Annotated in this window: 12 protein-coding genes and 2 pseudogenes; 3 read left to right on the forward strand and 11 right to left on the reverse strand. The window is 61.6% G+C overall.

Annotation, left to right across the window (positions count from 1 at the left end):
* Nucleotides 1–499 precede the first annotated feature (499 nt).
* Nucleotides 500–1,786 carry a site-specific integrase gene (locus DES45_RS23035; protein ID WP_114773037.1) on the forward strand — a complete coding sequence of 429 codons (1,287 nt, stop codon included), beginning with the start codon at nt 500–502 and terminating at the stop codon, nt 1,784–1,786.
* 62 nt (nt 1,787–1,848) lie between these two features.
* On the opposite strand, the gene DES45_RS23040 is transcribed toward DES45_RS23035, so the two are convergent.
* From DES45_RS23040 to DES45_RS23055, 3 genes are all read right to left on the reverse strand, one after another.
* Complete coding sequence (locus tag DES45_RS23040) at nt 1,849–2,334, reverse strand: CYTH domain-containing protein (RefSeq protein ID WP_245571853.1); 486 nt, start codon at nt 2,332–2,334, stop codon at nt 1,849–1,851.
* A 580-nt stretch (nt 2,335–2,914) separates the two neighbouring features.
* Entirely contained in the window at nt 2,915–3,652 is a 738-nt protein-coding gene (locus DES45_RS23050; RefSeq protein WP_245571854.1) for an inositol monophosphatase family protein, read from the reverse strand.
* A gap of 54 nt (nt 3,653–3,706) precedes the next feature.
* Entirely contained in the window at nt 3,707–5,065 is a 1,359-nt protein-coding gene (locus DES45_RS23055) for a metallophosphoesterase family protein (RefSeq protein WP_114773041.1), read from the reverse strand.
* A gap of 106 nt (nt 5,066–5,171) precedes the next feature.
* Between DES45_RS23055 and DES45_RS23060 the strand changes: the two genes are divergently transcribed.
* Both DES45_RS23060 and DES45_RS25315 read left to right on the forward strand, forming a co-directional pair.
* Entirely contained in the window at nt 5,172–5,822 is a 651-nt protein-coding gene (locus DES45_RS23060; protein ID WP_114773107.1) for an SOS response-associated peptidase, read from the forward strand.
* A gap of 569 nt (nt 5,823–6,391) precedes the next feature.
* Nucleotides 6,392–6,595, forward strand: coding sequence for a hypothetical protein (locus tag DES45_RS25315; RefSeq protein ID WP_170151615.1), 204 nt, complete (start codon nt 6,392–6,394; stop codon nt 6,593–6,595).
* A 22-nt stretch (nt 6,596–6,617) separates the two neighbouring features.
* On the opposite strand, the gene DES45_RS23070 is transcribed toward DES45_RS25315, so the two are convergent.
* From DES45_RS23070 to DES45_RS23105, 8 genes and pseudogenes are all read right to left on the reverse strand, one after another.
* Nucleotides 6,618–6,869 carry a WGR domain-containing protein gene (locus tag DES45_RS23070; RefSeq protein WP_114773045.1) on the reverse strand — a complete coding sequence of 84 codons (252 nt, stop codon included), beginning with the start codon at nt 6,867–6,869 and terminating at the stop codon, nt 6,618–6,620.
* Between the two features lie 98 nt (nt 6,870–6,967).
* Nucleotides 6,968–8,175 (reverse strand): annotated as a pseudogene (locus DES45_RS23075) (IS3 family transposase); the annotation flags it as partial.
* A gap of 215 nt (nt 8,176–8,390) precedes the next feature.
* Nucleotides 8,391–9,667, reverse strand: a pseudogene (gene tnpC, locus DES45_RS23080) (IS66 family transposase).
* A 69-nt stretch (nt 9,668–9,736) separates the two neighbouring features.
* Nucleotides 9,737–9,985: a hypothetical protein gene (locus tag DES45_RS23085; RefSeq protein ID WP_114773047.1), complete on the reverse strand. Its 249-nt coding sequence runs from the start codon at nt 9,983–9,985 to the stop codon at nt 9,737–9,739.
* A gap of 87 nt (nt 9,986–10,072) precedes the next feature.
* The gene (repC, locus tag DES45_RS23090; protein WP_114773109.1) at nt 10,073–11,227 is read right to left on the reverse strand and encodes a plasmid replication protein RepC; all 1,155 of its coding nucleotides are present in this window, start codon (nt 11,225–11,227) and stop codon (nt 10,073–10,075) included.
* A 175-nt stretch (nt 11,228–11,402) separates the two neighbouring features.
* On the reverse strand, nt 11,403–11,615 hold the full coding sequence (locus DES45_RS23095; protein ID WP_114773049.1) for a hypothetical protein: 213 nt from the start codon (nt 11,613–11,615) through the stop codon (nt 11,403–11,405).
* A gap of 351 nt (nt 11,616–11,966) precedes the next feature.
* Complete coding sequence (locus tag DES45_RS23100; protein WP_114773051.1) at nt 11,967–12,677, reverse strand: IS6 family transposase; 711 nt, start codon at nt 12,675–12,677, stop codon at nt 11,967–11,969.
* A gap of 65 nt (nt 12,678–12,742) precedes the next feature.
* Nucleotides 12,743–14,305, reverse strand: coding sequence for a calcium-binding protein (locus DES45_RS23105; protein WP_114773053.1), 1,563 nt, complete (start codon nt 14,303–14,305; stop codon nt 12,743–12,745).
* Between the last annotated feature and the right edge of the window lie 135 nt (nt 14,306–14,440).

Raw genomic sequence — 14,440 nt, forward strand, 5'->3', positions numbered from 1 at the left:
ATACCGTGACCTCTTCATGGCACTGACCCTCCTCAAGGATCAAAATGCCCGGAAAAGTTGTCCTCCGAATGGACCAGTTTGACGGGTCAGGACCAAATCGCTCACGTGGGCCACCAAGAGCCATACAAGCGAGATGCTCAAATGGACTTTCAAACCTGCGCCATATGACGTGATACACAATCACTTACCCTTACCCTCTATAAGACAATATGCGACATAATGGGACAGTGCGCGACATGATTATACGATAAGTGACATAGTAGTGCAAAAATTGATATAATGTGAATTTAACGGACAGAATGTGCCAACGAAGGCGGAGTTCAGCATCAAAATCTGCTCCGCCGGCAGCTGAAACCGTACAATCTCTAGCCTCCTCAAGGCTCGTCAGCTTCGACCAAAAGCCTCCGCCTCTTCATCCGAGCCAATCACATCCTCTCTGTCCGTTGTGGCTTGCTGGCACGCCCAGGACAATAGCTGTTCACCAACGCGGAGACCGGTTGTGAACTCGCTGAATCCCTTTCCAGTACCGACGCGCACCAGCAAGACTGAGGAAGTCTACCTCGAGGAGGGCGAGCGGCACTTGCGCCGGGCACGGCGGCTGTTCCCTGAGATTGCGTGCCCGGCCAAGGCGCTGGTTGCGGTCCGTGAGAGCGAGCCGGTGCTCAAGGCGAGGACGGCTCGCCGCTACTGGCAGGAGCACCTCACAATCCTCGACAAGCTGCGGCAGTCGAACGAGATCTCCGAGGACGTTCTCGTCACCGCGCAGGCGACGATTGCAGCCGCCTTGTTCGATAGCAGGCAGCGCCCGTCCGCACCGAGGACCGGAGCCAAGAAGGTGCGCAATCTGACCAGAACGGAGGCTGCCGTCCTGATTGAGGCGCTGGCGCAGAAAGTTCAGGGACCAAAAGCCGACGACATTGACCGGTATCTCCTGCTGTATGCGCGGCTGGCTCCAAGCCTGGGGTTTCGTCCTATCGAAGGCATCGGATTTCAGATTTCTGGCGCCACCCTCCTCGTACCCTGCGCCAAGAACAGCAATGGCCGCGCCGGGCGGGACACGCGGGGAATCGATCTCAGTAGTGCCGAGGCCGGATTTCTGCACCTCGTGGCCGAATTTATCAGCGTTCAGAGGTCCCTGATCGACGCCAAAGGTGGCTTCGACGCATTCTATCACGTGGCTCGCCAGCGCCTTGCGCGGCTGAGCATCCGCGTCATAAACAGGAGAATCTGCCCCTATTCTTTCCGGCATGTCGCCATGGCTACCTGGAAGGCGGCCGGATACGACGCGGCTACGATCGCGCTCCTCGCCGGCCACAGCAGCAAAGTCACGGCGGGCAAGCACTATGCCGGGAAAAGCAAGGGCTGGACTGCGGATTTCGCGTTTGTCGCTCCGGCCGACGTCCCTGCGGTCGCGGCTGACGAGACTGCGATGCCGACGAACAACGCAAACCCCGTAGAGGCCACGAGGACCAACGAAGTCCATGCGCCCACAGCTGGTCTCGGTGCAATCTCCGAACCCAACAATCAGGCAGATGAGGAGGCCGAGAGGCTCACGAAGTGGGATATGTTCTTTGAGACCTCCTCGCTGCCTACGCCTCCTCAGATATCGAGAGCAACCGCTCTATGGGGTCGGAGGCGAGATCCGGCGCATCCTGAGGCTTACCAGCATCCTATGCCCTCATCCCTTGATCTCGACCCGGTGGAAATCCCGGCCCACGCGGATCTGAGAGAACCAGACGCGGCCGACGTAGTGGAGGAGGATGCTGGTCTCGGAATGTGCTTCTGAGGAAAGGCTGTGCACATCAGCGACGCCGCGCGGGCAAGGCCGATAAGCAGCGCCAGGGCCCCCTACTCGGGTCTGCCCTTCTGGAGTGTCTTCTCCATCTCGCGCATCATCGCCTGCTCGATTTCATCGAGGTTGGCCTTGACGGTTTCTCCGCTGGTCTGCGCCTTGGCCCGGGTCACCGGCACCTGCCTCCCCTTAGGCCGATCAATGGTTAGCTGCGCCTGGGCGGGGAAGCGGTTTTCCAGGGTATCGATCAGGCTGTTGAGGGCCGCATCGGACAGCGGGATCTCCGGAGCCGCAGCAAGCCCTCGAAGCGCGATCAACTGATGGGTGTAGCGAGGGTTTCCCGTCACCTCAGGCCCGAACCACTCTGGTGGATGGAACCCCCTCGCCTCGTCTCCGGTGTCAAACTCTATGGTGACGAGGTGGAGGACACGGGGCCGGATGATCTCATCGATTAAGGCTTGACCCTCGCCAATCGGCAGGGCTGTCCGGGTGTAGTCGACCGCGCCGGCGCAGACATCGAGCAGTGCATGGGCATGGGTCATCGGGGATTTCAGTCTGCTCCTCGACCTCGCCGTGAGGGCCTGCCGTCTTGAGGATCAGCAGACCCCTGTTCTCCTCAAGGCGGACCCAGGAGGAGCGGTCCCGTTGCTCGGGAAAGAAGCCCTCGACGTGACGCAGGCCGCCCCTCTCGCGCTGGATCAGGCGAGCAAACGATGGGGCGAGAAGAAAGCGGCGGCGAGCAGTCATGAAGCCCAGGGAATGTAAGGGATTGCGGAGGCCCGCCTTTGGTACATGGCGGAGGAAGGAAGAAGCAACCCTGAACCCCGCGCTATGGTTTCCGCTCAGCTGCTGGCTTCAAACCCGAGGGCGTACCCTCTACTCCGACGCCTAGCCTAGGCGGTTCAGGTGACACGGATGACAGGACTAACATCATCCCATCCCTCACCAACCGACCCTCCGCAAGGAGCCTCTCTACCGTCTGAACAATGACGCCTCTGAGCTGTGCGCTGGTCGCTTTGAAGCCGAGCAGGCGCGACACACTGAGGGCAACCTCGTCGTCGGTCGCTCCCAAGTTCGTGGCCACGACATGGAGGACACCAACGGCAATTTCACCAGGCGGGATCATCTCCGGTTTGCGCAGTCCCGGCGATATCGCGTCCCGTCGGTCGCGAAGCCTCGTCTCCGCTTGTGGGATCGACAGGAACTGCCCATTCCGCTCGATCCGCCCACCCACGGCAGGAGACGCCAGAACATCAGGAAGTTCTGAGAGCCCCGGATGATCGAGGGATAGTCGACGCCGGCGCATTTGGCTCCCGGCAGCACCTCAGCGAGCGCGGGCGATCCCACCGCCACTTGCTCCTTGAGCTCCTCAGGCAGGAACCGCGTGAGCACGGAACCGCGGCATTCAGAGGCGGTCAGAGATGCCGCCGACGCACGAACCCGCAAGCCGTCGATGAAGGCTCCATTGCCGCGGGAGGCAACCGACAGCTGACCGCTCACCGGGTCCAGCAGCCACGACGCGACCGTTCGGCCGTCCTGCAGCAACGCGACCATGACCGAGAAGGCGGACGATCCGGCCACGAAGTTGGCGGTCCCGTCGAGCGGATCGACCAGCCAGACCTGGCCTTCGTCGAGCCCGTCCATCAACGATGGATTCGAGGCCACAGCTTCCTCACCGACGCGTGAGCCGGGGAGCAGCGCGGCCAGCCTGGGGCTGATGATCTGCTCGGCCTCCCGGTCAGCGACGGTCACGACCTCGCCGGGTGTCTTCTCCTCGACGTCGCCCGCCAGCAGCTTCCGATAGCGCGGCAGGATGGCCTCGGCAGCGGCTTGGCGCAGGATCGTCGCCACCTCGTCCATCACGTCTGAACGCATCGAAGTCTCCCCTTGTGCCGTTGTCAGCCCAGCGAACCTTTAGCCGATCGAGACCGAAACCGTCAGATCCGATCCGGCGAAAGGTCGGTCCGCGCCGCCATGCTGACCGTGCCCGACGCTCCACCGGGCCGGCCACTGCAGCGTCTCCAGCCCCGTCGCGGAAGCGGCCGCAAACGAGGTCCACCGTCTCTCGCCCCAAGGACGGAACAGGACACCGCCTGGGCCCATGTCGGGGTTGATCGCGAGATGCAGGTCGAAGTTTTCGCCACCTGGAAAGCTGGGACCAATCCAGTAGTGCGGGCTCCGGCTTGGCTCACGCCCCAAGATCAGGGTCAGGGTCTGCCGCGGTCCCTGCAGCCCAATCCAGACCGGGGCGATGCTTCCAGGCGAGTAGGCGGATAGCAGCGTCTGCGCCGAGCTGACGGCATCGGCCGCCGTACGGCCGCGGAAGCGGAACTCGACCCTGCTGCCCGATTGTAGTCGTCCGGTGACTGACGCAGGCCCCTCTCCTCTGGTGAGGTCCCGCCACCGTTCGGCGGGGAACGATGCCATCGGCCATTCCAGTCGTTCCCGCGCGATCCCGTCCGTATCGAGGACCTGATAGCGAAAACCGTGATCGTCGAGAGCCGCTTGGACGCAGTGGAGATACTCAACCCCCTCGGGCATGCGATGGGCTGTCCCCGCTCCTGCCGTGCAGATCTGGAGAACGCCCCGGTACACCTGCACGTCAAAGGCCAGGATGTGGCTGCAGACGTAAGCGAGCACGTCCGGCTCCACCAGGATGCCCCAGAAGCGGCCGGCATGCTCGGGACCGATCTCGCGCTGGTAAGGTCCAGAAAAGCCGTTGACCGGGTAGACGGGATGATGCCCCAGGACGAGTTTGTGCCGGGCATCTGCATGCTGGCGGAGCACGCTCTCAAGCCACTCCGTCTCGACGTGGCCCTCGCCGCCCAGCCCGGTCCAAAGCGTATGGACGAAGACCAGCAGCAGGTCGCCGCGGCGCACCCAGTACGACAGACCCTCCTGCCCGGGCGGCCCATTCTTTGGCAGGTCGAGCACCTCGCGGAACACGTCCTCGCTCATGGTGTCGTAGGCCGTGTGGTTGCCGGTGGTGTGCCAGAGCGGGATTGCCGGTCGGTCGAGCCAGCTCATCTCATGGTCGAGCCAATGCCGCCATTGCGCCCGCAGCGCGTCGGCATCGTCCGTGAGGCCGATGATCTCGTCGCCGGGAAATAGGATGAACTCCGGCTGCGGCTGGAGCCGGCGGATCACCGCGTTGACCGAGGCGAACGTCGTCTCATGCCGAGCACCGGGCACGCCGGAGCAGGCATCACCATAGAGGACGAACTGGTAGCCTGAGGTGCGCGGCAGGAGAGCCGGGATTTCGTCTTGAGACATTTCGGCTAAGGTCCGGGGAGCAGAAGCCAAGACATGCCAGTCCCTTCATGATTTGAGAACCGCCGCAACCGCATAAGGTGCCATGCCCCGCTGGAGGATCTCGCCCGTGTGCAATCTCTACTCGAGCTACACCACCCAGGAGGCTATGCGCCGAGCCTTCGAGGTTGCCCGCGACAGCGCCGGCAACGTCCCTCCCCTGCCCGCAATCTTTCCAGACCAAATGGCGCCGGTGGTGCGGATGGCTGACGGAGAGCGCGAGCTGATCCAGATGCGCTGGGGCTTTCCGCCCCCGCCGAAAGTGGGCACCCAACCAGTCACCAACGTGCGCAACGTGTCCTCGCCCTTCTGGCGCGCTTGGCTCAAGCCGCAGTACCGCTGCCTCGTCCCTTTGACGAGCTTCAGCGAGTACAAAGACACCAAGCCGCGCAAGACGCGGGTTTGGTTTGCGCTCAACAAAGACCGTCCGCTCGCTGCCTTCGCGGGCATCTGGCGGCCGTGGACAGGAGTGCGCGGCACGAAGGCCGAGCCGGTTGAGGGCGAGCACCTGCTCTATTCGTTCCTGACCTCGGAGCCGAACGGCGTCGTCGGGCCAATCCACCCGAAGGCGATGCCCGTGATCCTCACCACCCCTGAGGAGTACGAAACTTGGCTCACCGCGCCGGCGGACGTGGCGCTCAAACTGCAGCGGCCGCTACCCGACGAGATGCTCGAGATCGTGGCCGAAGGTGCAAAGTCCGATCAGCCGGAGGTAGCTTAGGTTAGGCCGCCAGCAAACACCAAAGCTACTTTTCAGAAGTTGGATTGGACCCCGGTTGGGTTGCTGAACCCTGTTCTGAAGCTGGCACTATGACGCGTGGCTCCCGCTTAGCCGCCTCGGCATTTTTCAAGGGCTTGTCCGCCGTCTCCTCGTTTCGAGGATGCCGGACTGGATTCGCTACAGCCTGTTTCCGAAGCCTGCGGTTCTCCCAAGCCTGCAGCATCTCTTGCTGCAGCCCTGGTCTGGGCTTTGGAAGGGTCCGACAGATTGTCAGCGTGAACGCCTTTCCCACAGCCAGCACGAGGGCCATGCCATAAAGGAAAATGGTCGGCGAGAAGCTCTCGTCCATCCGGTGTCATCCTCCCAGCGCCCCTCCGCCCGGTTGGCTACAAGCACTGTCGAAGCTCAGCTCATACCTCCCTAGTGGCCGAACTGCGGCTTTCCCGCTCCTCATCCTTCTACCAAAGTCTGTCTTCCTCAATCCTGTCGGTTGCTAAGGATTGAAGGCACGGGCCGGCCTCAAGAGCTCCCATATCGATCATCAGAGTCATCTACGACGAATGCTGAACATGCGACTGCTGCAAAAAGCTCAGACCTACTTTCGCAAGCCTGCATTGCCGCCTGTGATCCAAAGGCAAGCAGCCGCCCATGATGAGCAGGTTAGCAACTCACGTTCGAAGCGCGCTCAGATTAGGGACGTGCTGCGCCAGTACGAGAGGGGCAGTCTCAAGGAAACTGAAGCTGTCGAAGAGCTGCTCAAGATCCTACGCTGAGGCCACTCCAGGCTTTCATGCTTTACTCGCCTCTCAGCAGATAGCCGCGGCGACGCTTTCGTTGGAGCCAAGTCTCAAGAGCTTCTACTGCATGTGATTGGTTTTCGTAGAACTCGATCCTCCTCTGCCCCGGCCTCCCGATGCGGCCCCACTCGCGGATCAGTGTCGCATCACCGAACAAGCTGGGTTCGATCGACAGCACATAGTAGCGAGCCATGTTGCAACTCGGATCAAGCCTGTCGAGAACCAGGTACTGGATCGTATCTTGGGACATGCATCCATGTTGTGCAAGCCATGTGTTGAGGTCCAATCAAAGTCCTGAATCAGTTGAGTGTTGTTGCCTCTGAAAGATCGGACAGATGATCCCGGTTGACGTGAGGCGATGAACTCACGCGGTGAACGACAACCGAGCGCCTTGTGCGGGTGAAGGCTATTGTAATGCTCGAACCATAAAGGAAGGCTGTCCAGCACGGTGCGGGCATCCGGGATCGGGCTGACGCGGACGTAATCGCGCTTGATGGTACGCACGAGGGCTTCGGCCATGCCATTGCTCTGTGGGCTCTGCACGGGTGTGGTCCTCGGCTCCAGTCCCATCTCCCGTGCTAGGCTCTTCGTGTCATGGGCAATGTAGCCCGAGCCGTTGTCGGAGAGCCATTCGATGGTCTCTGGCAGACGGTTCACTGGCCCAAAGCGGTACTCGACCGCCGTGATCATCAAATCCTGCACATCCTCACCCTTGATCCCTTCCGTCGTGGCCACATGCCCGAGCACCTCCCGGTCGCAGCAGTCGAGGGCAAAGGCGACCCGCACCTTCTCGCCATTGTCACACCCGATCTCGAACCCGTCCGAGCACCAGCGCAGATTGGAGCGCTCCACCGCCACGCGCCCGTCATGTCGGCGCGCCTCGGCCCCGCCGGCATGGCGCTGCAGCAGGAGACCGTGGGCCTTCATGACCCGGTAGACCCGCTTGTGGTTGGGCGGCGCCAGACCTTGCTCGCGAGCCTGGCGCACCAGAAGTGCATGCACGCGCCGATAGCCATAGGTCGGCAGGCTGCCGATGAGCGTTTTGATCGCCTCCACCAGGTCCTCTTCCGGCAGAGGAGGACGGCCCCGGCGCTTTACCGGCCGACCTGCCGCCTGCTCGGCGAGGTTGGAGCGGGCGACCTGAAGGGTGGCGCAGACCGCGCTCATCGCGAACGGCCCTTGGGCCACGACAGCGAGCGCAACAGCTGCTTTTTTGGGCCGGTGGCGACCTCCAGCGCCTCCTTGAGGATCTCGGCTTCCAAAGTCTTCTTGCCCAGAAGCCGCTGTAGCTCCCGGACTTGGTTCTGCAGGGCGCGGTATTCGGAGGCGGCAACGACCTCTTCCTGAGCACTGGTGGCGGTCAGTGCGCCTTGCGCGGCGAGCTTGCGCCAGCGGAAGAGCTGGTTGGGCGCCACCCCATGCCGGCGGGCCACTAGGCTGACCGTGGCATCCGGCTCGTAAGTCTCCTGGACGATGGCCAGCTTCTCAGAGGCGGTCCAGCGGCGGCGGCGTTGCGGTCCATCAAGGACCTCAAACTTCGAGGAAGAACCAGTCATAGCACCAACACTACTCCTGTCCCTTAGCGAGGTGGGAGATCGTGTCCGGTCAATTCGGGGGCTACTTCATTTGAGCAGCAATGACTCACAACAGTGATGCACCCTGAGTTCGGAATGTCAGTTTAGCAACTCACAGGCACTAATCGCTCGTCTAAGACCTTGCTTCTCCCCTACCCTCATCCGTAATTACCCACCCCTTGCTTCCGCACTGAGGTTCAGGCGGACACAGTCTGAAGGATTGTCTTGAACGTGTTTGTGTCCGGGCGGAGACGAGCCGTGTCGACGACCGTGCGAATGTCCGCTTCGCCCTCGGCGACCCACATGGCCCGGTAGCCATTGGTCACCTTGCGCTGGATCACGGCGGGTCTGAGGGCCCGTTCGCAGGCGTTGTTCGTCGCGTCTACCATGCCGGGCCAGTGGGCGAAGGTCAGAAGCTGATCGCGGGCGCGCCGGAACTTGTTTTGAATGTCGCGGGCCAGATCGCACGAGGTTGGCGCGGCCAGGATATCATCCAGACTTCGCTCCAGGGCCCGGCGTTTGCGGCCGAGGGTCGAGGTGGCGAGGGTTGCGACACCCTCCGCCAAGGCGAAGGCACGGTGCAGCCACAGCTTGAGACGCGATGGCAGGACATCCTCGCTCGCCTCATCGGCATAGGCGACGTCGCGGGCGAGATGGGCCAGGCCGGTCTGGTGGGCGTCCGCATGGCCCTGCTGCGCGCTATAGCGATCGCGGAACACCAGACATCGGGGCGGTGCCCGTCCATCACGGTCCGGATCACGATGGCGCCCCGGGTCGGAGAGGCATGATGGACCACCGCCTGCGAGCAGCGAAACACCCAATGGTAGGCGTTCGTGCCTTCGATCCGGACGCCGGTCTCATCGCAAGCGATGACCCGGGCCTGGCGCAACGCCGCGTTGGCCCTCTCGCGCTCGGACGCGAAGGCGCCTTGCGCCCGGCGCAGCATGTTCATCAGCCCGCCCTGGCTGATGGTCAGCCCAACCAGATCGGCGAACGCGCTTTGCAGCCGCTCGTACGACAAGGTCTGGAAGGTCTTGAGATAGGTGGCCACGGCATGGACGCTCGGCCCGAACGGCGTCCCCTTTGCGGCGTCCGGCACGGGCGCGACAACCCGCGTGCTACAGGCTGGGCAGCGTACTGCCAGGCGCCGATGCTCGGTGACGCGGGGCGCCACCTCTGGCAGGTCAAACTGCTCGTGGATGCTGATCGTCTCCGCCGGCCGCACCGCCATCAGGACGGCTGAGCAGCAGGAGCACCGGTCAGGACGGGACTCGACCACCTCATCCGGCGTGGTGCTGAGGATCCGGCTGTGGCCTTCATGCCCCGGCTTGGCGCCACCGGGTTTGGCCTGATCCCGACGCTCCTTGCGATCCGTCGAGGGCGGCTTCGAGGATGTGCGCGAGGTCTTCTGCAGCCGCAGCACCAGTTCGATCAGCTCTTCCTTGCTCAGACGCTCAAGATCGCTGCGGCCCATGACAACAGGGAATCAGCGAATCCCAGTTCGCGCAAGGGCCCTGGGTAATTACCCTCATCCACGTAGTTACTATCTCCCCTGAGGGAGATTTCGTGCAGCCATTTCGAGCGCCATGACAGGCTCCTCAAGAGCGCCGATCTCTGTCAGCGTGTAGGTTAGGCTCCCCGCCGCCAGCATCATGGCAGCACTCGCGGCTGTCACCATTCCAATCTCGATGGCTTTGCGGTGGTCCTGCGTCCGATGCAGTGCCTTTTTCAGATACCGCTCGAAGATCACGTAGAGGAAGAGCCCGCCCACGACGGTTGAAATCAACACCATACTTTTTCACTCCTCGTTCTCCATTCCCGCCCTCTGTGACACCCGGCACGCTGGCCAGCCGTCATCTCGACGCGTACGGCTCCTGTCCTACGACATCCTTCGCCTCCTCATGGCCAGGAGCTCGACGGCGAGGTCTATCTTGCCGGATTTGACCATGCGGGTGAGCGCGCGGAAGTAGCCGCCCGGGTTCTTGATCCGGCTCTTGCCGCCGTTCCTGGCCACATCGTCCTCGTACAGCTGCAGGGTGTAGATCACCGCAAGGGCTGCCCTGACGGTGCCGATGTCCTCCATGGCCTCGGCCCAGGCACTTTCATGCGCCCCGAGCGCGGCGCGCAGGTAGCGGCCGGCGGAGACGATGTCGGCCAGATCCCGCACAGGCTGGTCGTAGTCGCCCAGGGTGGGGCAAGCCTCAAGGATCAATTTCGGTGATAGATGGTCAGGCGGTTGTTCGGTTGGAAGAACAGCCCCAGCTTTCTTCGGAAAGCCCTTGTTACAAGGCTCACTAGGAGATCCGTTGTTGTTATCAGAGTGACGGACTCTGAGTCCGGCATTGCCCGCATTATAGAAGGCTTCTTCAGCATGGGTTCTTAACAGCTGCCAAGCCTCCAGCAGATCGGCCGGCAGCGTCACCTTGGACCGAGCTGGCGTGCGGGCTTGCAGGGTCTTCAGCTCCCCTTCGAATTCAGTGCGGTCGACCTCAGGGAAATGCGCCGCCAAGGCCGCCAGGGCTTCTTCCGCAGCCCGCCGGCAGATGGTGACCTCGTCAAAGGCTCGCTTCTGAACCTCCCGCAGTTGCTTCTGCTCCATGAGCATCACGGCCCAATCGCCTCTTCGGGCATAGATCGGGGTCAGATCGAACCCGAAGGCGTCCACCACCTGCCCGGCCAGATCCTTGACCGCGTAACGCTTGCCGTTGGGCGAGTCCTTGGGCGCGATCAACTGCAGGTCGATCAGCTGGCGCAGGATGCGCCGGATCGCCCTCTCGGTTAGGCCAGTGCGGCTCATGAGGTAGTCGTTGGACGGCCACACCAGCAGCCGCTCCCACTCCTGCTCGCCCCAGCAGGCCACCAGCTCGGAGAGGACTGCTCGCTGGGCTGGCCTGAGGTCGAGGGCCTTGCCGGCGTCCCGGGCAGCGGCCGAGAGTTCTTTTCGTGTCACCGTGCGCTCAGCTTCGAGCGCATGTTTCCTTGCGGCCAGAGCGGCATGTCTCAGCCGCCGGCCTCCTGACGATGCAAGCTGCATCGTACCCTCCATGTTGAGGGCAAAGCAGAAGCGTTCACCGAAACCGATGCTCTTGACACTCAGCTTGTCGGGATGGCATAAGGAGTTTGCAACAACTTTCCGAATGCCCACCCTCGCGGTGGTCTCCAAAGGCCCTCGAAGTTTCCAGCTTCGTGGGCCTTTTGCTTTGCCTAGTTTACGTCACGACATTTCGATCCTTCTGGGCGAACATGGCTTCGAGGGCATAGGTGATGACAGCCTCACGGGACCTAAAGCGACCACTCTCGACAGCTTGGTCGATCGCGGTGTTCAGAGGCCCTGGAATCCAGACGTTCACTTCCTTGTCTCCCCGTTCCCGGCGAGACTTGCGGAAGCGTTGAACGCGCTCGATCTGCTTTGCGTCAGGCATGGCATGCACCCATTAGACTCGTGCCATATCGAGAGATGCCCGATTCTGAGGTGGCTGTGGAGTCGCGCGTCAAGAATCCATTCACAATAGATCGATTCAGCAGTGGGAAACTTCTTTAGCTAGAATCATTTAGCTGAAATGGCGGAGTCAATTCGCATGTAAAAGCCAGGTTCCGAGTGAATCTTAGTTGCGCACTTGATTCGCTGCTGCGTAGTAATCGAGCTGACCTTGGCCTCGCAATCCAGCTACACGATTCAAGCATGTACCGGATGGAGAGGGTGACGACCGCTAGCGGAACGGTACCGTCAAGTTACTGAGAGGGCTCGCAACGATCCAAGGTTCATTTTTGGATCAGGCGACCGTCGTGGCACCGGTTATCTCGGTCCAGGCCTGGAACGCCCGAGCGCGGGCACGGCTATGATCAGCGGAATTGGTGCGGGCGGGACGGCGGAAGAGGTTTGCCACCTGATCGTGAACCGAGAGGAAGCGCTGGGCCTGCCCGGCGGACTTGAAGCGCTTCATGATGCGCTCGCGTCGTCGGGTGGGCTGATGGCTGTTCTCAGCTCGGTTGTTCAATCCGCGATGTTGGCGATGCTCGACGCCGGGCATGATCACTCGCTTTGCAGTGGCGTAGCTCGCGAGTTTGTCGGTGATCATCACCCGCGGAGCGACGCCTTGCTTCTTCAGCAGCTTGCGCAGCAGGCGCTTGGCGGCTTTTGCGTTTCGTCGACTCTGGACCAGAATGTCGAGCACGACCCCATGCTGGTCCACGGCTCTCCACAGCCAATGCTTCTGGCCGGCTATGCTGATCACAACCTCATCGAGATGCCATTTGTCTCCGGAGGCGGGCAGACGCCTGCGGATCTGGTTGGCAAAGCTCTGGCCGAACTTCAGCGCCCACTGCCGCACCGTCTCATGGCTGACCAGGATACCTCGGGCAGCGAGCATCTCCTCAACCATGCGAAGGCTGAGCGGAAACCGAAAGCACAACCAGACGGCATGGCTGATCACTTCAGCCGGGTAGCGGTGACGGGCATAGTGAGGATCACGGGTCTTGTTCATTCCTTCTATATACCTTCACCCAGTCACCCTCCACTTAACCTGACGGTGCCCACTGAATGCGCCAGTCAGATGATAAAGAAGTCTTTGTACGTGAGCTTCAGGTTCTTCGACAACTTGGCGATCTCAACCTGATGAGCGCTGCCCGACCCGTCCGCATCGTAATAGAGGATGCCGGTCTTCTTGTTGTAGACTAGGTAATCGTTGCGATCATCCGCGCGTTCGCCGATCTGGAAGAACGCCTTGTTCAGCTTGCCGGGATTCGCTTCGCTTCCCTTTCCGAGTTTCTTGAAGATGGCATTGTCGAGATAGACGCTGTCGTCCCGGACGTTGAAGTCTCGCACCGTGTCGAAATTCGTTTTCTTGCTCGGCCTTGTGTCGAACACGAAGATGTCGGCGCCGCGACCGCCAGTCAGGATGTCCTTACCCGTGCCGCCGCTAAGACAGTCGTTACCGTCGTTGCCGTTCAGGCGGTCGTTGCCGCCGAAGCCCTTGATGTACTCGTTGTTGGCGCGTCCGTCGATGCGCTCGGACACCGAGGTTCCATTGATCGTCACGCGGTCCTCGGCCGCGATCTGAAGAGCGCCAAGAGACTGGTACTGGGACAAGGACAGCGTCACCGCGTTGTCAGATGCGTCGAGGATATCCACGCCTCGGGCCGTAAGCCCTGCAATCTCGCCGGCCGACAAACTGGCCAGTGTGAAACCTCCATCCGTCAGACGGACGGCATCATCGGCGGCAAGCCCGACGGATCCTAGGGCCTTCAGCTGGGCTACAGACAGGGTGAGGACGTTGTCGGATGCATCGATAATATCGACACCTTTGGTGGCGAGATCAGTGATCTGACCGGCGGACAGGGAGGCCAGCGCCGCTCCCGTATCGGTTAGGCGGACCGTGTCGTCGGCCGACAACCCAATTGAGCCCAGAGCGGCGAACTGGGACAGCGACAGCGAGAGGGTATTGTCGGATGCGTTGAGAACGTCTGCGCCACGGGCCACCAGATCTGCGATCTGCACCGGGGTGAGAGCACTTAGAACCGCGCCTGTCTCGGCGATGGTCACGATGTCATCGGCAGCAAGCGTTGCGCCGAAAGCGTTGAATTGCGTCAAAGATAACGAGACTGCGTTATCGGTCGCATTGAAGCCAACGACGCCGCGCGATGCAAGCGACGTAATATCGGACGGCGCAAGGCTGCTGAGCGTTGCGCCACTGTCCGTCATTAAGATGGTATCGCCGACAGAGAGGGATACCGGCAGGGCGTTGAGCTGCGCAAAGGAGAACGGCAGCACGTTGTCGGTCACGTCAACGCGGTCGATGTTTCGCGCAGCCAGAGACGAGATCTGTGCGAGGCTGCCGGTGGCAAGCTCCGCACCTGTGTCGGCGAGGACAACCGTATCGCCTGCCGTGAGCCTCACGCTCCCCAAGGCTTCGAGCTGCGATGTCGACAGGAATATCGAGTCGTTCGTTGCGTCGATGAGGTCCACATTTGCTGCCGCAAATGCTGCGATGTCCGCGGGCGTCAATCCGTCGATGGCCTGTCCCACATCGGCGATGGTGACATCGTCCTCGGGTGCGAAAGGCTTGGTCGGGAAGGCAGTGAACTCGGCGACAGTGAAGACGAAAGTAGCCATGTGTGCCTCGTGACGTACGTTTCCTGTCCACTCATGCAGCAGCGCTGAATAGGAAGACTTGCACAAATAGAGACATGATTGTTTTGGCTGACCAACCCTGCAAAGGTGGTATTCAGCACACCCATATGGAGCATC

It is taken from the genome of Microvirga subterranea (assembly GCF_003350535.1).
Taxonomy (GTDB): domain Bacteria; phylum Pseudomonadota; class Alphaproteobacteria; order Rhizobiales; family Beijerinckiaceae; genus Microvirga; species Microvirga subterranea.